The 21,389-nt window shown below is 56.9% G+C and carries 20 protein-coding genes; 12 read left to right on the forward strand and 8 right to left on the reverse strand.

Translation table 11 applies throughout. The annotated features are described in order from the left end of the window. Window positions 1-47: 47 nt before the first annotated feature. The 5 genes from ROO76_11675 to ROO76_11695 all read left to right on the forward strand — a co-directional run bounded on the left by ROO76_11675 (window position 48) and on the right by ROO76_11695 (window position 5,430). Complete coding sequence (locus ROO76_11675) at window positions 48-3,197, forward strand: FAD-binding and (Fe-S)-binding domain-containing protein (protein MDT8068811.1); 3,150 nt, start codon at window positions 48-50, stop codon at window positions 3,195-3,197. Between the two features lie 109 nt (window positions 3,198-3,306). Next, complete coding sequence (locus ROO76_11680) at window positions 3,307-3,801, forward strand: hypothetical protein (GenBank protein MDT8068812.1); 495 nt, start codon at window positions 3,307-3,309, stop codon at window positions 3,799-3,801. Beyond that, a complete protein-coding gene (locus ROO76_11685; GenBank protein ID MDT8068813.1) occupies window positions 3,798-4,160 on the forward strand; it encodes an EamA family transporter in 363 nt (120 codons plus the stop codon). Before ROO76_11680 ends, ROO76_11685 begins: the two co-directional genes overlap by 4 nt. 8 nt (window positions 4,161-4,168) lie before the next feature. Further along, a complete protein-coding gene (locus ROO76_11690; protein ID MDT8068814.1) occupies window positions 4,169-5,176 on the forward strand; it encodes an EamA family transporter in 1,008 nt (335 codons plus the stop codon). Window positions 5,177-5,187: 11 nt separating this feature from the next. Continuing rightward, on the forward strand, window positions 5,188-5,430 hold the full coding sequence (locus ROO76_11695; protein MDT8068815.1) for a YtxH domain-containing protein: 243 nt from the start codon (window positions 5,188-5,190) through the stop codon (window positions 5,428-5,430). 63 nt (window positions 5,431-5,493) lie between these two features. Here the strand turns inward: ROO76_11695 and ROO76_11700 are convergent, their stop codons facing one another. From ROO76_11700 to ROO76_11710, 3 genes are read right to left on the reverse strand one after another with little or no spacing between them, the layout of a single operon-like run. Next, on the reverse strand, window positions 5,494-7,008 hold the full coding sequence (locus ROO76_11700; protein MDT8068816.1) for a NapC/NirT family cytochrome c: 1,515 nt from the start codon (window positions 7,006-7,008) through the stop codon (window positions 5,494-5,496). 20 nt (window positions 7,009-7,028) lie between these two features. Continuing rightward, on the reverse strand, window positions 7,029-9,236 hold the full coding sequence (locus tag ROO76_11705; GenBank protein ID MDT8068817.1) for a hypothetical protein: 2,208 nt from the start codon (window positions 9,234-9,236) through the stop codon (window positions 7,029-7,031). A gap of 30 nt (window positions 9,237-9,266) precedes the next feature. Next, a complete protein-coding gene (locus tag ROO76_11710; GenBank protein ID MDT8068818.1) occupies window positions 9,267-10,184 on the reverse strand; it encodes a DmsE family decaheme c-type cytochrome in 918 nt (305 codons plus the stop codon). Between the two features lie 279 nt (window positions 10,185-10,463). Here ROO76_11710 and ROO76_11715 point away from each other — a divergent pair, with 279 nt between their 5' ends. Beyond that, window positions 10,464-11,549 carry a DUF481 domain-containing protein gene (locus ROO76_11715; GenBank protein ID MDT8068819.1) on the forward strand — a complete coding sequence of 362 codons (1,086 nt, stop codon included), beginning with the start codon at window positions 10,464-10,466 and terminating at the stop codon, window positions 11,547-11,549. 32 nt (window positions 11,550-11,581) lie between these two features. Here the strand turns inward: ROO76_11715 and ROO76_11720 are convergent, their stop codons facing one another. Both ROO76_11720 and ROO76_11725 read right to left on the reverse strand, forming a co-directional pair. Next, window positions 11,582-12,034, reverse strand: coding sequence for a hypothetical protein (locus ROO76_11720; protein MDT8068820.1), 453 nt, complete (start codon window positions 12,032-12,034; stop codon window positions 11,582-11,584). 81 nt (window positions 12,035-12,115) lie between these two features. Further along, window positions 12,116-12,934: an MBL fold metallo-hydrolase gene (locus ROO76_11725; GenBank protein ID MDT8068821.1), complete on the reverse strand. Its 819-nt coding sequence runs from the start codon at window positions 12,932-12,934 to the stop codon at window positions 12,116-12,118. Between the two features lie 250 nt (window positions 12,935-13,184). Between ROO76_11725 and trpE the strand changes: the two genes are divergently transcribed. The 4 genes from trpE to ROO76_11745 all read left to right on the forward strand — a co-directional run bounded on the left by trpE (window position 13,185) and on the right by ROO76_11745 (window position 16,747). Further along, complete coding sequence (trpE, locus tag ROO76_11730; GenBank protein MDT8068822.1) at window positions 13,185-14,666, forward strand: anthranilate synthase component I; 1,482 nt, start codon at window positions 13,185-13,187, stop codon at window positions 14,664-14,666. Continuing rightward, the gene (locus tag ROO76_11735; protein ID MDT8068823.1) at window positions 14,666-15,247 is read left to right on the forward strand and encodes an aminodeoxychorismate/anthranilate synthase component II; all 582 of its coding nucleotides are present in this window, start codon (window positions 14,666-14,668) and stop codon (window positions 15,245-15,247) included. The genes trpE and ROO76_11735 overlap by 1 nt, the downstream gene beginning before the upstream one ends. A gap of 133 nt (window positions 15,248-15,380) precedes the next feature. Beyond that, window positions 15,381-15,713, forward strand: coding sequence for a PilZ domain-containing protein (locus tag ROO76_11740; protein MDT8068824.1), 333 nt, complete (start codon window positions 15,381-15,383; stop codon window positions 15,711-15,713). Window positions 15,714-15,841: 128 nt separating this feature from the next. After that, a complete protein-coding gene (locus tag ROO76_11745; GenBank protein MDT8068825.1) occupies window positions 15,842-16,747 on the forward strand; it encodes a hypothetical protein in 906 nt (301 codons plus the stop codon). A gap of 70 nt (window positions 16,748-16,817) precedes the next feature. On the opposite strand, the gene ROO76_11750 is transcribed toward ROO76_11745, so the two are convergent. Continuing rightward, window positions 16,818-17,366: a dihydrofolate reductase family protein gene (locus tag ROO76_11750; GenBank protein ID MDT8068826.1), complete on the reverse strand. Its 549-nt coding sequence runs from the start codon at window positions 17,364-17,366 to the stop codon at window positions 16,818-16,820. Between the two features lie 137 nt (window positions 17,367-17,503). On the opposite strand from ROO76_11750, the gene ROO76_11755 reads away from it, so the two are divergent. Continuing rightward, complete coding sequence (locus ROO76_11755) at window positions 17,504-18,712, forward strand: beta-ketoacyl-[acyl-carrier-protein] synthase family protein (GenBank protein MDT8068827.1); 1,209 nt, start codon at window positions 17,504-17,506, stop codon at window positions 18,710-18,712. Here the strand turns inward: ROO76_11755 and ROO76_11760 are convergent. Next, window positions 18,662-19,441, reverse strand: a complete 780-nt coding sequence (locus ROO76_11760; GenBank protein ID MDT8068828.1) for a lysophospholipid acyltransferase family protein — start codon at window positions 19,439-19,441, stop codon at window positions 18,662-18,664. The genes ROO76_11755 and ROO76_11760 overlap by 51 nt on opposite strands. Before the next feature lie 10 nt (window positions 19,442-19,451). Continuing rightward, complete coding sequence (locus tag ROO76_11765; GenBank protein MDT8068829.1) at window positions 19,452-20,252, reverse strand: GNAT family N-acyltransferase; 801 nt, start codon at window positions 20,250-20,252, stop codon at window positions 19,452-19,454. 358 nt (window positions 20,253-20,610) lie between these two features. Between ROO76_11765 and cysE the strand changes: the two genes are divergently transcribed. After that, on the forward strand, window positions 20,611-21,360 hold the full coding sequence (cysE, locus tag ROO76_11770; GenBank protein MDT8068830.1) for a serine O-acetyltransferase: 750 nt from the start codon (window positions 20,611-20,613) through the stop codon (window positions 21,358-21,360). Window positions 21,361-21,389: the final 29 nt, after the last annotated feature.

The raw sequence follows: 21,389 nt of genomic DNA on the forward strand, positions 1-21,389 counted from the left end.
GCTGCCTCCCGGCAGCATCGGCCTTACCTGCCCAGGAGAGCCCCGCCATGAGTACACTTCGTATTCTTTCGCCCAACCTTGAGAAGCGCCATCATGCTCCTCGCGCCACCAAAGTTGACACTAAGGGATTGCAACATGAACTCGAAAAGAGCGTCGAAGGCGAAGTCCGTTTCGATCGTGCCAGCCTGGGGCTCTATGCGGTCGACGCTTCGAACTATCGTCAGGTACCGATCGGCGTTGTTGTGCCGAAGACGGTGGAAGACGTCGTCCAGACGGTTCGTGTCGCGCGAGAATTCGGTGCACCTATTCTCTCGAGAGGCGGCGGAACCAGCCTCGCCGGCCAGTGCTGCAATACGGCGATCGTTATGGACTGGAGCAAGTACGCGAACGAGATTCTAGAGATCGATCCGGTCCGGCGAATTGCGCGCGTCCATCCCGGCTGCGTGCTGGACAAGCTGCGAAAGGCTGCAAACGCTTACGGGCTGACGTTCGGTCCTGATCCAGCCACTCACGATCACTGCACGCTCGGTGGAATGCTCGGCAATAACTCTTGCGGTGTTCACGCGCAAATGAATGGCGCAGTCTCGAACAACGTGGAATCGATGGAGGTTCTGCTCTATGACGGAACTCGGATGAAAGTGGGGTGGATGACCGAGCAGGAGATGGATCGCGATATAGAGCGCGGCGGCAGGGTCGGTGAGATTCTTGCCGCGCTGAAGCGGCTGCGGATGCGTTACGAGAAACAAATACGCGACAAATATCCGCCAATTCCCCGCCGAATTTCCGGCTACAACCTTGACCAACTCATCCCTAATGCCGAAGGAAAGATCAATCTCGCGCGTGCCCTTGTCGGCTCCGAGTCAACCCTCGTGACGATTCTCGAAGCTGAACTCGAACTGATTCATAATCCGCCGTTTCAAACTCTTGTCGTTCTCGGGTATCCGGACGTGTATCAGGCCGGCGATCACATTCCCGAGGTTCTCGAGTTCAAGCCCATGGGACTTGAGGGCATCGATCAAATGCTGATCGACAATATGAAAAAGAAGGGCATGCACACGAAGTACCTGAACAAGCTGCCGCCGGGTAAGGGCTTTCTCGTTGTCCAGTTCCCGGGCGAGACCCGAGAAGAAGCCGATTCGCGGGCACACGCGTTGATGGACAAATTGAAGCACAAACGAAATCCGCCGTCGATGAAGCTCTATGACGATCCCAAGGAGGAGAAGGCCGTCTGGGAGGTTCGCGAGTCCGGATTGGGTGCAACTGCATTCGTTCCGGGACAGCCCGCGTCCTGGCCTGGCTGGGAAGATGCTGCTATCCCGCCTGACCAGGTGGGCGATTACCTTCGGGATTTCTGCAAGCTCATGCAGAAGCATGGCTACAAGGCCGCGCTGTATGGACATTTTGGCCAAGGCTGCATCCATTGCCGCATTACGTTCGACCTGACGAGCAAGGCAGGGATCAAGAACTGGCGATCGTTTTTGACGCAGGCGGCGGAACTTGTCACGGGTTATGGCGGGTCGCTCTCTGGAGAGCACGGCGATGGGCAGGCGCGCGCCGAACTGCTTCCCATTATGTTCGGGAAGGAGATCATCAACGCCTTTAGAGAGTTCAAGACTATCTGGGATCCGGATTGGAAGATGAATCCCGGCAAGGTGGTGGATCCCTATCCGATCGATTCGAACCTCCGCCTCGGCGCGAATTACAACCCGTGGGAACCGAAGACGCACTTCAAGTATCCCGAAGACGACGGCAGCTTCGCACATGCGACGCTGCGTTGCGTCGGAGTGGGCAAGTGTCGCCGGCACGAGTCCGATGTTCCGAACAACCAGACGATGTGTCCGAGTTACATGGCAACACACGAGGAGCGGCACACGACTCGCGGGCGGGCGCACCTGCTTTGGGAAATGCTGCAGGGAGATCTCATTAACAAAGGCTGGCGCGATGACAACGTCAAGGAAGCGCTCGACCTGTGTCTCTCGTGCAAAGGCTGCAAGGGCGACTGTCCCGTAAACGTGGACATGGCCACGTATAAGGCTGAGTTCCTCTCGCACTATTGGGAAGGCCGCGTTCGCCCGCGGTATGCATATGCTTTCGGCTGGATCGATAAATGGGCGCAGCTCGCTTCAATCTGGCCGGGCCTGGTAAACCTGGCTGCGACGACGCCTGGGGTTCGCGAACTGATGAAGTCGGCGGCGGGAATGGCACAGCAGCGTTCGATTCCCGAGTTTGCACCGGAGACTTTCAAGGCGTGGTTCCGGAAGCATTCCTCGCCCAAAACTCACGGGAACAAACGCGTCGTTCTCTTCCCTGACACATTCAACAACTTCCTGCTGCCTCGCACAGCACGTGCAGCCGTGCACGTTCTCGAAGACGCCGGGTACGAGGTCCTGGTACCAATGCAGCACGTCTGCTGTGGAAGACCGCTGTACGACTACGGCTTCCTGGACATGGCGAAGGAGTATCTCGAAAGGATTTTCCGCGTGCTGATGCCCTATGTCAGCCAGGGAATACCGATCGTGGTACTCGAACCGAGCTGCTGGTCGGTGTTGCGCGACGAAATCAACGGGATGTTCCCGGAACGCAAAGAAACGCACATGATCATGGAGAACACTTTCCTGCTGAGCGAGTTCCTGATCTCGAAGGCTCAGTACCGCCCACCACAGTTGCGTCTCAATGCGGTAATGCATGGACATTGTCACCACAAGGCCATCATCAAGGACATGGAGCACGAGGAGAAACTGCTCAACCAGATGGGAATGGGACTCCGGACGCTCGCCGATGGCTGCTGCGGATTGGCTGGATCGTTCGGCTACGAAGAGGGTCACTACGAGGTTTCGAAAAAGATTGCTGAGCATGCACTGGTTCCCGCCGTGGAGAAATCTGGACTGAACGAAGTGATCATTGCAGATGGGTTCAGTTGCCGCGAGCAGGTGACGCAGATGACGGAGCGGCATGCGTTGCACATCGCGGAAGTGCTCGACCTGGGGCTACGGCATGGTCCGGGCGGCCCCGGAGGAGTGCTCCCTGAAGCCGAATTGATTCGGGAGCATACGGCGGCATTGCGGAAATCGAAGTTGGAAGCCGTAGCGGTGCTGGGCGGAGTCGCGACCACCGTGGCGGCGTTGACCGCTATCTTCAAGAACTCCAACGGGAATGGCCGGGCGCGCGACCTGCACCCGGTGGACAAGATCGACTGACGACTGCTTGCGGAGAATTGCTGGCGTCTCGTCCGCGTGAATGGAAAACGATCTCAGTATCCCGTAAACTTCGACGGGAGCACCGAGATCCAGCACGACGAGGGCGAGCGTGGCGGAAATCCGTTCTGACGAAAATTCCAAGCGCAAGCCGGCGACACCGCACCATTTATCCCTGCAGGAAACCAGGAAGCTGGAAGTTGACGCCGGAATTGTCTGGAAAACCGGCATTGCCAGCGTGGTAGTGATCGCCGCGAATGTGATCGGAAGTTACGCGCTGACGCGCGGCTTGCGAAATGTGGGCGTCATCGAGAGTTGGTCGCCCGTACCGTACATAAGAGCGTTCGCGAATCCATGGGTGTTGGCGGGTGTCATCTTCATGGTTGGCTGGCTGGTCTCACGACTGGCCCTGCTCAGTTGGGCTGACCTGAGCTATGTCCTTCCTGTAACTGCTCTTTCGTATGTTCTTAGCGCCATCACCGGGGCCGTGTATTTGAAAGAGAAGGTCACTTATCTGCACTGGGTTGGGATTTCGCTGATCGCGTTGGGAGTCGCGCTGGTCGCACTCACGCCTCCGGAAACGCTTAAGGAGAACGAAAAAGAATGATTCCCCTGCTCGTGGCACTGGTGGTGATACCGGGCACAATTGGCGACTTGATGAATAGCGCCGGGATGAAGCGCCAGGGAGAGATCACCGACTGGAGTTTCCGCGGCTTGCTGCGGGTGGCCCGGAGCCTGCTGAACAACTTCTACATTATGGCGGGCATCCCGGCGATGGCAGTGTCGTTCTTTGCACTGATGGCATTGCTCTCGACCAGCGCTATGAGTTTCGCAGTTCCTATTACCGCCAGCAGCTACATCCTGGAGACTGCCCTGGCTAAGTACCTTCTGCATGAAGACGTCGAGTGGCATCGCTGGGCTGGAGCAAGCCTGGTAGCCATCGGAGTTGCACTGCTGGCCATCTAAAGAAACTCTTGTTCGACTTCATAAAGAACGGCATCTTTATCGCGATCATCGCGCACGGACTGATCGGCATATCGCTCATCTGGGATAAGGTGCTGCTCAAGAACCCCGGAACCAAGAACCTGTTCAGCTATGTCTTCTGGCTGGGAGCGATTAGCGTCTTCGGCGTCCTGTTAGTTCCGTTCGGGTATAACTCACCTTCGTGGGCGGTGATCGGGATCGGGTTTGGAGCGGGAGTGGTTCACCTCATAGGCGTCTTTTTTTATTATGCCGCGCTCAAACGAGGCGAAGCCTCCGAGTCTTTGGCAATCATGGGCGGGTTCTCGCCGGTTGCTACGGCCGGAATCTCGTATGTGATGCTGTCGCGGGTGATGGCCTCGGGCGAACTCATCGGATTCGCCCTGATGACATTCGGCGGATTCGTCATGTTCTTCTCAGAGAAACTTCCAATGAAAAGGCTACTTCCGCCAGTGCTGCTCGCTTCCGGACTCCTTGGATTGGTCAATGTGCTGGAGAAGGTAGTTTACGACCGAACGAACTTCGTCAGCGGATATGTATGGTTCACGGTCGGAACTTTCGCCGCTGCTCTTGCGCTCCTCATCCGCCGGTCGTGGCGCGAACAGATATTTTCCGAGTCCAGCCAAGATAAGCCAAAGAACCGCTTCTGGTACTTCGTAAACCGGTTCCTTTCGGGTGTGGGATCTTTCCTGATTTTCTACGCGATTAGCCTGGCACATCCCGCGATTGTCGACGCAATCTCGGGAGTGCGATACGCGGTGATTTTCATCGGCGCTTACATGCTCACCAAAATGCGACCCAACTGGCTGAGGGAGAACTTTCGCGGCGGACAATTGGTGACGAAGCTAGTCGCTACGTGCCTTGTCGTGGCGGGCCTTGTGATGGTGGGACTCCGGGGGAGAGGAAATGGCGCAAGCAGCCAAACAGCAGGAGTAAGCACCGCTCACAGCGATCGCATCCAACTGTCTGAAATCTCCAGAGTCGAACAAAAACGAAAGTAGGGGGATCACCAATGAAGTTCCTGCTTGGATTAGGGATTGGGGTTGCGCTTGGAACAGTTTTCGCACCAGCGTCCGGGGTGGAAACGCGCCGTTGGCTCAAGCAGCAAAGCCGTGAGATATCCAGACTACCGATACGGAAGGTGCGCGAGGCGTTCGAAAACACACGCGAGAAGGCTGGAGAGATGGGTGCGCGAGCCGGGCGTAAGGCCACCGAGTCAGCAATTGAGGCTGTCGAAAACAAGATCGTCGGCTAAGGCGCGAGCGCCTGTACCGGAATACCAAGAACAGACGCAGGCACGGCCCGAGAACATCTTCCGTCAGTCCATACCGGCGCCTGTGTGGCAATCGCTGCACGTCACTTGCGACAGATCGCCGATATCAACAGGGTGCTTAAATGGCTGAGATGGCGCGGTAGCCGTAACTGGCAATTGCGTTTCTGACTGTGCCAGTACGGAGTGGCAAGTATTGCAATCCTTCGGAATCACCTTGCCGTCTGCGCTGACGTGATCCCCATCGTGGCACCGGAAGCATCCAGGGAAGTAGTAATGCCCGATATTGTTCGGGTGCGTGCGCCAATCGACCTTCATGTAAGGGAAGATCGTGGTGTTGTACACACGTTCAACTTCACTAATAGCCTGCTGCAGCACCGGCGACGATGCGGAATACTGGGATGAATACTTCTGTGAATAGAAGTCCGTCAGCGATTTTGCGATGCCGGCGTCCGCCTGCTGATCGCTCTTGTAGGTTGCGGTCAGCGCGGCGACTGCCTGCTGCTTGATATAAGGCATCGAGGGATCGAGTCGATGTGCCAGAAGCGAGCTGTCGATCGATTGATCCGGCGGGGTAAAGATGTGCGACGGCCGGGTGTGGCAAGAGATGCAATCCACAAGGTGCTTCGTCCCGTTCTTCACCTGCTGCGGAGTTAAGGGCGAAGTCTTTGATTGGTAGATAGTAATGTGCCCCTGGCGGTCTTCGATCTGCACCCAGGGGATCACCTGTTGCTGCGGGTCCTTGGCAATGTACGTCACCTTGTTGCCGATGTTCATGTGCCAGTGAATACCCGAGGGCATACCGGCGCTCGGTTCCGCTCCCCCGATGTTAATCAGCATCTGGATCTGACGCGGCGTGTTCTTCTCGTCATAGCCAAAATGCGTGAAAACCTTGAGTTGCGCGCCGTAAAAGCGGCGCGGCCAATGACACTGTTCGCAGGTTTGCTGAGCTGGACGAAGGTTTGCTACTGGCGTCGGTATCGGTCGCGGATACTTATCGAATGCGGCGGCATAGACCTGGTAGGCACCGGAGAGTTTCGATCGGACGTACCAGCCCGCGCCGGGACCGACATGGCACTCAACGCAGGCGACGCGCGCGTGAGGAGACTGTAGGTACGTGGTGTACTCCGGTTTCATCACCGTGTGACAGGTCAATCCGCAGAATCGCACCGAATCCGAATATTGATATGCGCGATAGCTGCCGGCAGCGCTCAAGGCGACGAAGACGATTGCAAAGACGAAGAACGTGACGACGGATCGCCGTACCGCAGGCGAGTTCAGGTCTAATTGCGGGTAGGCCGAAACCTCGCCTGGGCGCAATCGGTGGCGCCGGCGGCGCTCCAATGCCATTCCGACCGGAATCAGCACCAGTCCGCTGATCATGATGGCCGGCCAAATCATGTAAGCGAATATCCCGACGTAAGGGCTCGGATGGAAGTAGTCTACGAACACCAGGAAGACGATGTTGATGGCAGCCAGCGACGCAATACAGATTCCAACGATTGTGATGGCGTTCCGGATAAGACTTGGCTCTCGCCCGGAGTTATTCGTTTCTTCGCTCAATGTGTGCGGCCTCAGTCAGTCTAGAATGCATACCTCGCGGACAAGAACGTGCGGTTATCGTGGAAATACCTTGGCAAAGTCGGTCCTACGAATGAGTTCTCATTGTATTGATCGTAATGCCAGTAGGCATTCAGACTTACGTTCTTGGTGACATCATAGCTGACCGAGCCGTTTGGCTGGTGATAAGTGAATGCCAGCGTTCCCAGCGGTTGCAGCGGATTCAGGATCGTCGTTCCACCATCGTTCGTTTTAACCAGTCCATAGCCGAGGCTAAGCCTGACCCGCTTCATTGGGTTCGTAATTACGCTGGCGTTGAAGTAATGCGTGTTGTCCGCGTACTTCGAGTAGATCCAGTTTGGATTGGGGTTGTCAGAAACGGCGGTCGGGTCGTAGGTCGGGCATCCCAGCGCAACTGTTCCCGGCGCGAGATACGTCCCGTTGTAACAGATGTAGGCGCTCTGCAGCGAGTCCGTATAGTTGTAGGAGAGGTCGAGGTTAAACTTCGCGCTTGGCAGCAACATCACTTCAAAACCAGCATTGCGGTAATGTTGCTTATATTCCGTGTCTGCCTCCCCGTTCCGCGATTCCCAGAAGTTCACCGATCCCGTCAGGGTGGCCGTCCGCGCGGCCTTGTAGGTTACACGCACGCGATAATTCTGCTGCTGTCGCGGGCTGATTCGCGTATAGAAGTTGTCCGCGGTAGTGAGCTCCACATCGGCGTTCGCCCGTAATTTTTCCGTCGGACGGAACCACACGCCAATGAGGCCAGTACTGTCATTCACGTCTATCGAGTCGCCCTCAAATCCTTCAAAAGGTGCTTCGGGATCCACAGTTTCGGGTTCGGACTTGAAGAGGTGCCGGTGGTAGAACCTGTATCCGATATGACCGCCTATGTGTTTCGACGGCGCATAGTCGAACTGTATCTGGTTGTAATAGGACTTCATCCCCATGAAGTTCAGGATGAAGTCGCTGGTGACGGTCGTCGGACCGAGACCGCTCAACAGTGTCGCCGGAGGAATGGCTGCGGTAGCGGTCGAGGTCGAATTCCACTGTCCTGGAATTCGGAAATTGTAGAGCCGGAAAGTATCATTCAGATTGAGGGAGTCGGTAAGCTTATAGGTGGCGCTCAACTCGGCCATCGTGGATATACGCCGTATGGAGGCTGGACCACTGAACGTGAACTGTCGTTCGCTGGTTCGAGTCACCAGACCGTCGAAGAATTCGTTGTAAGGCGAATCGCTATTTCCGGAGCTGTAGCTTGCACTTGCCACAATGTTGAGGCGTCGGAAGTAATTTGAGATGACGTTTACGCGCTCCGTGGGAGTTGTCGTGCGTACGCGTTGTGTGCGGGTGTAGGCGAAGTATCCGTTGCAGGAAGGATTGACGGTCGTGCCGATGAATGGGGTGCTGCAGGGGGAGCCCGCCAAGGGGTTCCACGGCAGTCCGAGCTCGACCGGTGTTCCGTTCGGCAATAGATACGTCGTGAATGACGCGAGCGAGTAGTCAGTGTCGTTCTTGTCGGTCATGACGAACTGGTCGTAACTGATCGTCGTTGCGCGCAAGCCGCGATAGTCAAAGCCGATCCGATACTCGTTGCTCGTGAAATTCCAAGGCTGGTTCAGAAGGACATCGGTTCCCTCGTGGAAGGTCGAATACGTTGGCCCCTCGGCGCGATTGCGCGAAAATCCAAGCCGGATACGGAACTTCGATTGCGGCAGGATCGTCAGTCCGAAGTCATACATCCTGCGGGTCGTGAACATCGAGTGCGGCGAAAAATCGACCGGGATGCTGGGTGTTGCGGTGGGCGTGTTCAGCGGATTCGCGAAGAGATTGTAATCGAAGTAGTTCTTGTCGCGTCGGAACAGAGCGGTGAAATCGTACTTCCCGTACTTCGACATGCGAGCTCGCGCCACGTTCTCCGGATCGCCGCCCCAGCCAAAGCTACTGACCGATAGATCGTCGAACAACGCACCAGTGTGCTCCGGCGAGATCATAGTCAAGCTTTGGTCGAGGATTCGGGGACCCTGATGCTCGTTCAGGAAGGTGTTATACATTTGGCTGCTGCCAGTCACATCGGTGAAGCGGTAGCCCAGTTCGATGCTCTGCTGCACCTGGTACCCGCCGAATTGACCAGCATCGTCACCGGAGGCCGAACTCTGGGACTGCGCAACTGCCGCAGCCGAGAGGGAGATCGCTAGAATTCCGCACGATAAAAACTTCCAACGCATGCATCGCCTCCAACAGTAACCCTGTATAACTCAGGGCTTGAAGAACACTTCACTGAAGTTGGACCCATGAATGAACGCGTGGCACATGGTGCACGCCTGATATTTCATCGTTTGGTTGTGCGCTGGGCCGATTGGAGGCTGCGAGGGAACGTTGCTCATGGCGAGCGTGTGGCACTGGAGGCACAGCATATTGACCTGCGCCACGCGCAACATTCGCGGATTCGTTGATCCGTGCGGCATGTGGCAGCTCGTGCATCCTTCCGTCTTCACCGGCAGGTGCTCATAGACAAACGGGCCGCGAACGTCGGTATGACACTTGACGCAAACCTGGTCCCCGGTTGAACTGGTTCGCAACTGTTTCGGAATAACGCTTCCGTGCGGGTTATGACAATCACTGCATTCGAGCAGGCCCGCTTTGATGCGGTGGCGAAATGGCCGACTGAACTCGGCGATCTGCTGCGTGTGGCATCCGAAACACAGGTCGGGCTGCTGTTGCTTCAGCAAGCTTCGCTCGATCTTCGCCTGGTGCGGCGAGTGGCACGTGATGCACCCCACACCATTCGTGAAATGGACAGAGCGCAGGAAATTCGACTGCTCCATTGCGCCTTCATGGCACGTCAGGCAGATCTTGCTTGCATCCTGGGTGCTGAGCCGCTTGAAACTGATGATTTTCGAGACGTCGCCGCCGCCCTCCACGTGCGCCGAGCCAGGACCGTGGCAATCCTCGCAGCCATGCTTTCCATTCTTGATCAGGGCATAATGCGGGGTGCCTTCGAAGTGCTTGGTATAGATATCCTCGTGGCAGGTCTTGCAAGTATCGGCGCCCACATAATGCGCATTCGGTGCGGGACTCAGAGCCAGCACGGCATTCTGCGGTGGCGACGGCTTGGGCGCTTGCGAGAGACTATTAGAAGACGCGACGAGAAAGAAGATTACGACACTCGCCAAGATGGGAATTCTTCCGTATCTGCTAAATCGGGGCCCACGATGCTCTCTCATCGGCGAGTCTCCTGTCAGTGAGAGTGGTTCTGTGGTTAGCCGCTACTTCAAGGATAGACTACTTCTCTGATCCCGGGACATAGATGCCGCGACACTTGGGACGGTTGCGCATTTTGTCGTTCCATTCAATTTTTTCATTTACAACAAATGTCCCTTTAGCTTACCCCACCTTGCGTGTAAACGCCCCAGGCTTTAAGAATGAATATATATCTTACGCCGGAGTCCCTGATGTTGCGTTGGTTGTGCTTCGTCCTGGTATTTCTTTCTTTTTCATCACGTAGTTTTGGTGACCGGATTCTGCTCAGGAATGGCGATTCCCTTTCTGGAACAGTAATTGCATGGCAAGACGGTAATTTTGACATCAAGACTGCGTTGCTCGGAGATGTGAAAGCTCCCTGGAGCGCTATCGCCTCCATTGAGGCAGAGAGTCCCCTCTATATTGTCCTCAAGGATCACTCATATCAGTGCGCCCGGATAACGGTCGAGGACAATGGGGTTCACCTTACTGGCCCTGATTGCGACGATCAGTTCATCGAAAAGACCGCGATTCGATCCATTCGGTCGGAGGCCACGGAGCGCGAAGAGGAGCACCTGGAGCATGCAGACATCCTGCAGCTCTGGAACACCGCTTTTGACCTGGGCGTGAGCGAAGCGAGCAGCAACGCCAGCAGCACCAACGTGAATGTCGGTATGAATGCAGCTCGGGCAACCCCGACCGATAGAATCACCGTGAACGCGACGTCAATCTATTCTCAGACCACCGCTGCCAATAACCAGCAACTGGAAACTACCGCCGTTCGTGCGGGCGCCCGCTATGCTCGGAACATCAGCCTCCGGTTATTCAGTTTTGGTTTCGCTGATTTCGAAACGGATGAGTTGCAACTGCTGGATCTACGTCGCGTTATGGGCTCAGGTCTTGGTTACCAGGTTACGAATTCGCCGCACGTACGCTTCGATGTGTTCTCGGGTGGGTCGTTCCTGCAGGAGTCATTTTCCGGACAGCCGCAGCGCACTGCCGGGGAACTCCTTTTCGGACAGGAACTTGCCTTCAAGCCAAAGAAGACCCAATTCGCGGAAACGTTCACCTTCTACCCGAATCTTACGGATCGGGGCGAATACCGGGCTTCGCTCGACTCATCCACGACCATAGCGTTAAACAAATGGCTGGGCTGGCATACGACCCTCAGCGAGATTTTCATTACCAACCCACCTCTCGCCACTCCCGGAAACACATTTCTCCTGACGACTGGATTGCAAGTGAAGATCGGGAAGGAACGCACGTTCAAACCGAACGCTAAGGTAGAAGGATTTTAGGGAAGGTACGGGAGTACCAAGGGGATCGCGAGTCAATCAGTAGCATTCTGATTAGGATTTTTCTTTGCCATATAGATGCCATGCTTAGCATGGCACTCCGTGTTGGGATCGTCCGTCGCGACGCCTCTCAGAGTGTCGGTAGTTGCCTCAAAGAAGAGTCCTCCGTCAACACTCTCCGGTAATCCGATGAAGCGGGCCCTGCCGTGGGAATCTGTCGCGACTTGCAGGTCCAATTGACGCCCGCCGAGAAAACCGTAACTGACATGCACACGGATCCGCGCATTGCTGACAGGCGCACCGTTTGGGCCGGTTGCCGTGAATTCGACGGTGCATGGGCCCGCGGCGCCGTCGACGGTCGGAACCGTATCCTGGGCGGAAGCGTTCGTTGACCCTCCGCAGACTATCAAGGCCGCGAAGATGGCGCCGAGGCGAATTATGTGCAGGGCTTTCGTTTTCAGAGCTCCTTCTAAATTGTATGGATGCATGACAACCAGTTCACGTTACTCAACGGCACTTTGCGGACCATTATGGCAATCTGTTGCGTTCGTGACCCGCGAAATCTGCCACTAAAGCTGGATTTCCATGCCTTCGCTGGCGGCGCGAACCTTTGGGTAGTGATCGCGCGCAGCCTTCACAATCGAATCGATACAGGCGTCATCATGGTCGGGATCATGATGAAATAACACCAGTTCTTTCGCCCCACTCTCCATCACTATGTTTACCGCTTCGCGCCAGTGACTGTGTCCCCAGCCGCGCTTCTTGGCTTCGTACTGGTCGGGCAAGTACTGCGCGTCATAAATGAGAAGGTCGGCGCCTTCCGCGAGTTTGCGAACGCTCTTGTCAAAGACCGGGTGGCCCGGCTCATTGTCGGTGGCGTAAACCAGTACGCCCTCATCCGTCTCCAGGCGGAACCCGAGGCAGCCCTGCGGGTGATTCAACCAGCGCGATTGGATCACGCAATCGTCGAAGGCGATGCGATCCTCTTCAATGTCATAAAAGTGGCGGTGCCCCGCCATCTCCGTCATATCTACCGGGAAATACGGGTCGGCCATCTGCTCTTCCAGTGCGCGCTGCAGGCCGCGCGTCCGACTGGACGAATGGAAGAAGAAGTAGTTTTCGGGCGAATCGTAAAGAGGAGAGAAGAACGGGATGCCCTGGATGTGGTCCCAGTGGAAATGCGAGATGAAGATATGGGCATAGAGCGGCTTGCCGGCGAACTCTTGGGTTAATTGCTTGCCAAGGTTCCGGAACCCCGTGCCGCAATCGAACACGTAGATGTGCCCGTTGACACGCACCTCGACACACGAGGTATTGCCACCGTACCGCATGTTCTCGAGCTGTGGGGTGGGCGTCGAACCGCGGACACCCCAGAACTTCACATGCATGCGTTACCCGCCAGAATAAGAGCTAGAGGTTGGCAAAGTATACGACATCCCTCGCCCAACCCGCTAATCATAAGGGTTTTACACGAGACCACCTCAGTGCGCCATTGGTTAGAAGGGTTCCCGTGAAACGTGCGTGGATACGGCTGTTTTACTGAAAAGTTAAAGTTTCCGATGCCACCTCAATTTATAATGAACCTTCCGAACCATTCTTCATGAAGACCCGCTGGTAAATCCTCGAAGCCGCCCCGCTATGACATCCGAGTATTCCCAGTTCGCCGAGCTCGCCAAGACCCACACGCTTATACCCGTGGTGCGCACGTTGCACGCCGACCTTCTCACGCCGGTCTCGGCATTCCTCGCCATCGCCGGGCACGAGACCCAATCGTTCCTCCTCGAGTCCGTCGAGCGCGGCGAACATGTTGGCCGTTACACCTTCCTTGGCGCACGGCCGTACATGGTGATGACCGCCACCGGCGACGAAATTACGCTTCAGCGTGGGCGCAAGAAAGAAATCCGCCGTGGACAGATATTGCCCATCGTGCGTGAACTCCTGGGCGAGTACAAACCGGCGCACATTCCCGGACTTCCACCCTTCCTCAGCGGCGCTGTCGGGTACATGGCTTACGATGTCGTCCGCCAATTCGAGCGGCTTCCTGACAATGCGAAGCAGGGCGTCAAAGTTCCCGACTGCGTACTGATGTTCTTCAATCGCGTGCTCGCCTTCGATCACGTGCGGCACCAGATTCATCTCGTCGTCTCGGCCGATGTGCGCGGCACTACTCCTAAGAAGGCATACGCACGGGCCACCCGCGAACTCGATCGGCTGCAGAAGCAACTGATCAGCGGGTTGCGGACGCAACGAATCGCACTGGAAGATCGCGCAAGTTCCGCGCCGATCCGTCCGAACTCGCGAACGAAGCAGGCTGCTTTCGAAAAAGCGGTGGAGCAATCGAAAGAGTACATTGCGGCCGGCGATATCTTCCAAGTCGTGCTATCGCAGCGCCTGGATTTCCGTCCCAAGGCCGAGCCGTTCGAGATTTATCGCACACTGCGCATGGTCAACCCTTCGCCATACATGTATTACCTGCGCCTCGGCCCTGACTTTCACATCCTTGGTTCGTCGCCGGAGATGCTGGTGCGCGTAACCGGCAGAAGGATCGAGTACGCGCCAATTGCTGGGACGCGTTGGCGCGCCGAATCGCCGGAAGAAGACCTTCGCCTAGAGCAGGAATTGCGGAATGATGAAAAGGAGCGTGCCGAACACGTGATGCTGGTCGATCTCGGGCGCAACGACGTCGGACGCGTCAGCCGCTACGGTTCCGTCCGCGTGACGGATCTCATGCGGGTTGAGCGCTACTCGCACGTCATGCATCTCGTATCTTCCATTGAAGGCGAGTTGCGCAACGATCTCGATGCGCTCGACGCTTTCGCCTCATGCTTCCCGGCAGGAACTCTTACTGGGGCACCGAAAGTTCGGGCGATGGAGATCATCGATGAGCTTGAACCGGTGCGGCGCGGCGTCTACGGCGGGTCGATCCTGTACGCCGACTTCGCAGGCAATCTCGACTCCTGCATTGCCATCCGCACCATGGTGTTGAATCGCGGGAAAGCCTACGTGCAAGCGGGCGCCGGGATAGTCGCCGACTCCGTACCGCGCAAGGAGTTCGAAGAATCCATGAACAAGGCCGGAGCACTGGTTCGGGCGGCGGAATTGGCCGGAAGAAGGAAGTAATGCGCGTCTTCGTACTCGATAACTACGATTCGTTCACCTACAACCTCGTTCAGTATCTGGGCGAGTTGGGCGCCGAAGTCGAGGTGCGTCGAAATGACCAAATCTCTCCCGAACAGATCGAAGAGCTTCATCCCGACCGCATCCTGATTTCCCCCGGGCCTTGCACTCCGCAGGAAGCCGGACAGAGCATTCCGATCATTCGTCACTTTGCTGCGAAGACTCCAATCTTGGGCGTATGTCTTGGACACCAGGCGATTGGTGCGGCGTTCGGCGGTGAAGTCGTTCGCGCTGCAAATCTTATGCATGGCAAGACCAGCGAGATCGAGCACGACGGCCGGACGATCTTCCGCGGCATTGCTTCCCCAATGACCGCAACTCGTTATCACTCGCTCATCATTTCGGAAGAATCTCTCCCGGAAGACCTCGAGATCAGCGCCCGCACAGTTGACCGCGATGGGCGCACCGTCATCATGGGCCTTCGCCACCGCAAGTTCCTGGTGGAGGGCGTCCAGTTCCACCCTGAGAGCGTCCTGACTGTCGATGGCAAACAGTTGATCGGTAACTTTCTTCGAGGCCGGTAACCCCTATCGGTAACCACTTTTTCGCGTTACTCCACATTTGGGAACCCCTACCGCGAAACCTCCACTAATTCGTTGACATTGTTGAGTATGAGGCCGCATTCTTCTCTCACTTACCAGGTTCTTGGAGGAATTCATGGTCCCGGGGCAGGAACAGAGGGCCACGCGCCGCTTTCCGCTCAAGTTGCCCGTCACCGTTAAGTCGCCCATCGGCGGCGTCGAAGCGGCGGCGATGACGCGTGATGTCAGCGCTCGCGGTGTCTGCTTCTTCCTTGAAACTGCGATCGTTGAAAAGGGATCGTTCATCGAGTTCACGCTTACGCTCCCGCCTGAGATCACGATGACCGATTCGATTCGCGTACGTTGTCGAGGCCGCGTGGTTCGCGTGGAAAGCACCGCTTACGAGGGCCGCACGGCTGTAGCTGCGCAGATCGAAAAGTACGAGTTCCTCAGCGAGCACAACGCGTAGTCCCAAATTTCATCACACGGGTTGAAGGTTCGCCCCCGGAGTAGTTCCCCGCCTGGCTTCGGAAGGCGATTCGTCCACCCACGTGCCCGTGCCTTCCGTCTATTTTTGTGGTTCAATAGACCCTTCCCATGCGGCGGGTCCTGCTCACCATCGCTGTTTGCGTGTTCGCGTTCACCACGCTGGCAAATGCCCAGGGACCTGTCGGCGAGGTCTTCGCCTCCGATGCCTCCGTGCATGGTTCGGTAACTCTCGCCGCCGGTGGCGCCCAAGTCATGAGCGGATCGCAGGTCGCTGCTGGCGACCGACCCGCCCTTCTGAGGCTTGCGCGCGGTGGAACCGTGCGCATCTGCCCAAAGACGATCGTCACGGTATCATCATCGCTAAGCGGACGGAGTCTCCTCTACAGCCTGAGCAAGGGCCAGATTGAATTCCATTTCGATCTTTCGTCGGAAGCAGATGCGGTACAAACACCCGACTACCGGGTTCAGTTCATTGGCCCAGGGCATTTCGATCTTGCGATGTGCGCTAACGATCGCGGCGAACTCCGACTGCGCGGGAAGAACAGCAGTGCCGCCATCATTATCAGTGAGATGCTCGGCGACGGCGTCTACCAGGCTCCCGCCGGCAGCTCGCTCGATTTCCACGGCGGGTCGGTACGCGACGTGACACCGCCGGATGGCACTCTTTGCGGTTGTGACGAGCCACCGGTGATCAAACCGGAAATGCCTCCGGTAGAAGTGGCGAAGCAAGAACCTCCCTCACCGCCGGCAGCAGTTGAGTTGCCACCTGAGACCCACGTCCAGGTGGACGCACCATTCGTTTACCGCGGTGACGAACCCAACGACGAAATGATGTACACGCTCGCGAAGTTGGGCACCGACGATTCTCTGGTCGCGAAACTGGCACCCACCGTTCTACCGCCGAAAAGAGGAGCCAAACTCCAGGCGGTTAGTGACACAGTCCCGCAGAAGCCAAAATCACGCGGGTTCTTCCGTAAGATTGGAAGATTCTTCGGCAAGATCTTCGGCGCGTAAGCTCGCTTCAAGAAGCGGGAACAGTCAGTGCGAACGTTTCGCAGCCTTTTTACCCGGCTTTGTTCGCACACTACCGTTCCTTGTTGCCCGCAGCGTAGACCAGTTCCGTTACCCCGCCTTTGTATTGCTTACACTCAAGTAGTCGAAGCTTCGTCTCCGGAAATCCTGTTGCAAACGTTTGTATGCCGCTGCCGATCAGGATCGGGATCACTGCCACTCTGATCTCATCCAGGGCACCTTCTCGCAACGCTTCTCTCGCAAGTTCTCCGCCCCCGCAGAGCCAGATATCCTTGCCTGGTTTCTTCTTCAATCCCGCGAGCAAGTCCCCCACGCCGTCTGCTACGAAGGTGACTCCATCTCGCTGGCCGGCCGGCAAGGTTCTTGAGAAGACATAGTTTGCCAGTCCCGGCATTCCGCTCTTTTCCATGCCCATCTTGAGCGCGATCTCGTAGGTCTTGCGCCCCATCAGCACCGTGTCGACGGTTTTGAAGAACGCTGTCATTCCGAAGTCCTCGCCCGGAACATCTTCCCGGAATCGATTCAGCCAATCCACCGAGCCATTGGAAGCGGCGATGTAGCCATCCAGGCTCGCGGCAACGGAATATCGCACTTTACGCATGACTACCTCCACGGCGAAGCTGGTGGTCACAAATGGTATCGGGAAGCACGTCGTTGGGCTAGGTCCCCGGAGGCAATTCGTTGGGGGCTTTCCACTCTCGTTATAATCACGACTTCTTCTGATTGAGGCGTGTTTCGATGCGACGCGTAGCCATTACCGGTCTTGGTGTCGTTTCGGCGCTGGGCAACAACGTGCGCGAGTTTTGGGACAACCTCTCGCACGGTGTTTCGGGGATCGCGCCGATACGCCAGGTCGACTGCTCCCGCATGAAGTTTGGCAACGGGGCCGAGGTCAAGAATTTTGATCCTGCTAATCACTTCGATCCCTCGAAGCTCGCGCTGCTCGATCGCTTTGCCCAGTTCGCGCTCGTGGCGGCACGAGAGGCCATCCGGGACTCCGGAATCGAATTTGACGCCGAAACGAAGAGGCGGACTGCGATCGTCACAGGTTCGTCGCTAGGCGGGCAAAGCACGCAAGACGAACAGTTCGTTGAAATTTACCGAAATTCTCGCGACCGTGTTCATCCCTTTACTATTGCTCGGACCATGGCGAATGCCGGGGCGAGCCAGATTTCGATGGAGTTTGGCATCACCGGCCCTGTCCTCAACATTTCGACCGCATGCTCTTCTTCCAACCACGCCATCGGGAACGCCCTCTGGATGATTCGTAATGGCCAGGCCGACGTGGCAATCACAGGTGGCAGCGAATGCCCGTTCAGCTACGGTCTGTTGAAAGGATGGGAATCGGTCCGGGTAGTTTCACCGGATACTTGCAGGCCATTTTCAAAGAATCGTTCAGGCATGATTCTCGGTGAAGGTGGCGCGATGCTCGTGCTGGAAGACTTCGAACACGCCCAAGCGCGTGGCGCGAAGGTTTATGCGGGGGTCGCCGGGGTCGGCATGTCGTCGGACGCGGGGCACATCATGGCTCCCTCGGCAGATGGAGCAGCCGCCGCCATACTACGAACCATCGAAGATGCGGGAATACCGGCGGATGCGATTGGCTATATCAATGCTCATGGTACGGCCACGCCTGCCAACGATTCCGTGGAAACCCACGCAATTCGCAAAGCGTTGGGAAACCGCGCGGACAAGTTGGCGGTCAGCTCCACGAAGTCCATGCACGGACATGCGCTTGGGGCGGCAGGCGCCATAGAGGCGGTCGCCACTGTCCTTGCAATCAAGAACGGGGTGATCCCACCCACCGCAAATTACGATGAGCGAGATCCCGAATGCGACCTGGACTACGTTCCCAACATTGCACGCAAGTTGGCGGTGGAGTATGCGCTCTCGAACTCATTTGCGTTCGGAGGTTTGAACGCAGTGCTTGTCTTTCGCGCCTTGTAGCTGCCGGTGCAGCGCCGCGACATCGGTATGCAGCAGCTTTGCCGCTGTCTTGCGGTCCTTCAAGCCGTCGCGTGATGTTCCGAAGACGATTTGAGCGTGAACGTTGCCTTTCCCCAGCAAGCCCAGGAAGTGCGTCGCAAAGGTCATCTCTCCCCAATAACAGACATCCCGTTTTGGATCGCCGCCGTCGATCGCGTAGGCGATAGCGGCTGGCGTGCTTGGAGAGCGGGCGCTGATGGCGCTTTCCAGCAGCGGCGCATGGAATGGAAGAACGGTGTCGCCGCCGGAACTGGTCCCTTCCGGAAATAGTACGACACGCATGCAGCTGCGCAGTGCATCCTCGATGGCCTTCGCTGCTCGCACCGCATCCGTCCGGCTCTTTCGATCAACATAGATCGTGCCGCCGTTCGTCGCAAGACGTCCGAAGACTGGCCAGCTACGCACCTCGGATTTGGCGACGAAAAGGCAGGGGGCAATCGAGGCGTAGCAAAGAATGTCGAGATAACTGAGATGGTTCGAGACAATGAGTCCGCGGGCCGGCATTGAGCCCTCTGTGGAGACCGTTACACCGAGGCTGGCGAGAACTCCCCGGCAGGACTCAGTCAACCACTCGGCACGTTCCGGCAAACCGGGTGGCTGCTTCGCGGTCCTGATTCCCCGGTTAAATTCGCGAAATGATTTATGAATTGCGTGCGCGAACATGGAGCCGCGCCGCAGACGCTTCCTCATGGCCTATACACTAACGCAGGAAGCGCGTTTTTGCCGCCGCCGACATCTTCTCGAAATCGAGCACGGTAAGGAAATCGATCGTCTTGAACTCGCGGTCCAGACCAGGCGTACCGCAAATCTGAGACCCAACAGCGAGATAGGCCCGCAACAACCGCGGCACTTTCGCACCTGGCTTTGGGGACCCTAACGGCATCGAAAATTCTGGTGTCGGCACAGTCTGGAGTTCCGGGTCAGACTGGAACATCGTCAGCTGCTGGTGCACAGACCAACCTTCGCCGGGATCCTGCGACGTCAGAGATGAGCAGCCGAGCAGGTAGCGCGCATCGAGGGTTTTGGCATAGATGACCAGTCCGCGCCACAGCAGATTCAGAACTTCGAAGCTGCGGTGATTGCGCTGAATGCACGCCCGGCCAAGTTCCACTATTTCGGCTCGCCTCGACTCGAATGGCGTCAGCACAAACTCACGCTCGCTGTAATAGCCAAGGTTCGCCGCCGCTGTAAGGCCGGACTGCACACGATAGGTTCCGACCACTTCGCCGGTGATCCGATGCTGCACGTACAAGTGGTCGCAAACCGAGTCGAACTCGTCCTTGTCTTCGCCGGTGGCGAATGACGCGTCCAGCCCCTCGTTCAGTTCGAGGTTGAAGACTCGAAAGCGCAGGCGATAGATCGCCGAGCGCTCCTCGTCGCTAGCGGCGAGCAGAACACTGTACTGCGGGCAGGCTGCCAGTTCTCGGGGATTCCTGGGTGTAACGACTGGTAAGGCCAGAGACTGTGATGTGATGGGGCCTGAGGGTGCCGCTGTGGTCATTCCGGTCTCCGACGGCGTGAGTTGGCGGAACTGGGCTGAGTGTAAAACGAACTCTTGGCCTGGTTCTCATTCGTGACGCGCATTTCACGGGCTTTTCACGTCCGTGCAACCACAACTTCACGCCACGTTCACAAACCGTCTCTTCCGCAACCTCTGGATACTTTGGTTCGCACGATATAGGCTAATCCACCAGAGTTCCGAAACCCAGAGTACCCTGAAGCGGGTGCCCTGACATCACACAAAGGTACATGTCACTTGCTGGTCATGCGCCGTGGATGATCTAAGAATGCCTATTTTCTGAGCCTTGGGGCCGGGCTGACCATCTGATAATGCAGGAGATATGGGATTTTTCGAGTCAATGCGCGAAGACATAGGCTCGGTATTCGAGCGCGACCCGGCAGCTACGTCCGTGTTTGCGGTACTCCTATGCTACCCGGGAATCCACGCCCTCTGGGTGCATCGGTTCAACCACTGGTTATGGACGCACAACCTCCGGCTTCTTGCGCGTTGGGGATCGCAGATTGCGCGATTTTTTACCGGCATTGAAATTCATCCGGGAGCGCGCATTGGACGGCGGTTATTCATCGATCATGGGATGGGAGTGGTGATCGGCGAGACAGCGATTGTCGGGAACGACGTTACGCTTTACCAGGGCGTGACGCTCGGCGGAACCGGCAAAGAGAAGGGCAAACGACATCCCACGCTTCTCGATGGAGTCTTCGTCGGCAACAATGCCAACATCCTTGGCAACATCACCATCGGCGAGAACTCGCGGGTCGGCGCTGGATCGGTGGTGCTGAGGGACGTCCCGCCGAATTCCACGGTGGTTGGCGTTCCGGCGCACGTGGTTTATCGCGACGGCCAGCGCGTTCTCATCACCGATCCCCGTGATATCCAGGACCCGCTGTCAAACGTGATCGTTGCGCTGGCGGAACGCGTGAACGAAATTTGCGACAAGCTTGGAATCATGGCGGCTGAGTCGGAAGCGGTGCGAAGAGAAATTTCGGCGGTTCGGGCGCTCGCTACCGAGGACGAAGAACGGGAGCAATATCGACAGAATCAGTTGACAGAGTCCGACGCCCTTCACAATTTCGGCGGTGGAATCTAGACCAGACCTATCCTCGAAGCCACGAATGC

The organism is Terriglobia bacterium (genome assembly GCA_032252755.1).
Classification (GTDB): domain Bacteria; phylum Acidobacteriota; class Terriglobia; order Terriglobales; family Acidobacteriaceae; genus JAVUPY01.

Coding starts and splice junctions, on each gene's coding strand:
- ROO76_11675 (MDT8068811.1), top strand. CDS start 48: ATGAGTACACTTCGTATTCTTTCGCCCAACCTTGAGAAGCGCCATCAT.
- ROO76_11685 (MDT8068813.1), top strand. CDS start 3,798: ATGATTCCCCTGCTCGTGGCACTGGTGGTGATACCGGGCACAATTGGC.
- ROO76_11695 (MDT8068815.1), top strand. CDS start 5,188: ATGAAGTTCCTGCTTGGATTAGGGATTGGGGTTGCGCTTGGAACAGTT.
- ROO76_11705 (MDT8068817.1), bottom strand. CDS start 9,236: ATGCGTTGGAAGTTTTTATCGTGCGGAATTCTAGCGATCTCCCTCTCG.
- ROO76_11715 (MDT8068819.1), top strand. CDS start 10,464: ATGTTGCGTTGGTTGTGCTTCGTCCTGGTATTTCTTTCTTTTTCATCA.
- ROO76_11720 (MDT8068820.1), bottom strand. CDS start 12,034: ATGCATCCATACAATTTAGAAGGAGCTCTGAAAACGAAAGCCCTGCAC.
- ROO76_11725 (MDT8068821.1), bottom strand. CDS start 12,934: ATGCATGTGAAGTTCTGGGGTGTCCGCGGTTCGACGCCCACCCCACAG.
- trpE (MDT8068822.1), top strand. CDS start 13,185: ATGACATCCGAGTATTCCCAGTTCGCCGAGCTCGCCAAGACCCACACG.
- ROO76_11735 (MDT8068823.1), top strand. CDS start 14,666: ATGCGCGTCTTCGTACTCGATAACTACGATTCGTTCACCTACAACCTC.
- ROO76_11740 (MDT8068824.1), top strand. CDS start 15,381: ATGGTCCCGGGGCAGGAACAGAGGGCCACGCGCCGCTTTCCGCTCAAG.
- ROO76_11745 (MDT8068825.1), top strand. CDS start 15,842: ATGCGGCGGGTCCTGCTCACCATCGCTGTTTGCGTGTTCGCGTTCACC.
- ROO76_11750 (MDT8068826.1), bottom strand. CDS start 17,366: ATGCGTAAAGTGCGATATTCCGTTGCCGCGAGCCTGGATGGCTACATC.
- ROO76_11755 (MDT8068827.1), top strand. CDS start 17,504: ATGCGACGCGTAGCCATTACCGGTCTTGGTGTCGTTTCGGCGCTGGGC.
- ROO76_11760 (MDT8068828.1), bottom strand. CDS start 19,441: ATGAGGAAGCGTCTGCGGCGCGGCTCCATGTTCGCGCACGCAATTCAT.
- ROO76_11765 (MDT8068829.1), bottom strand. CDS start 20,252: ATGACCACAGCGGCACCCTCAGGCCCCATCACATCACAGTCTCTGGCC.
- cysE (MDT8068830.1), top strand. CDS start 20,611: ATGCGCGAAGACATAGGCTCGGTATTCGAGCGCGACCCGGCAGCTACG.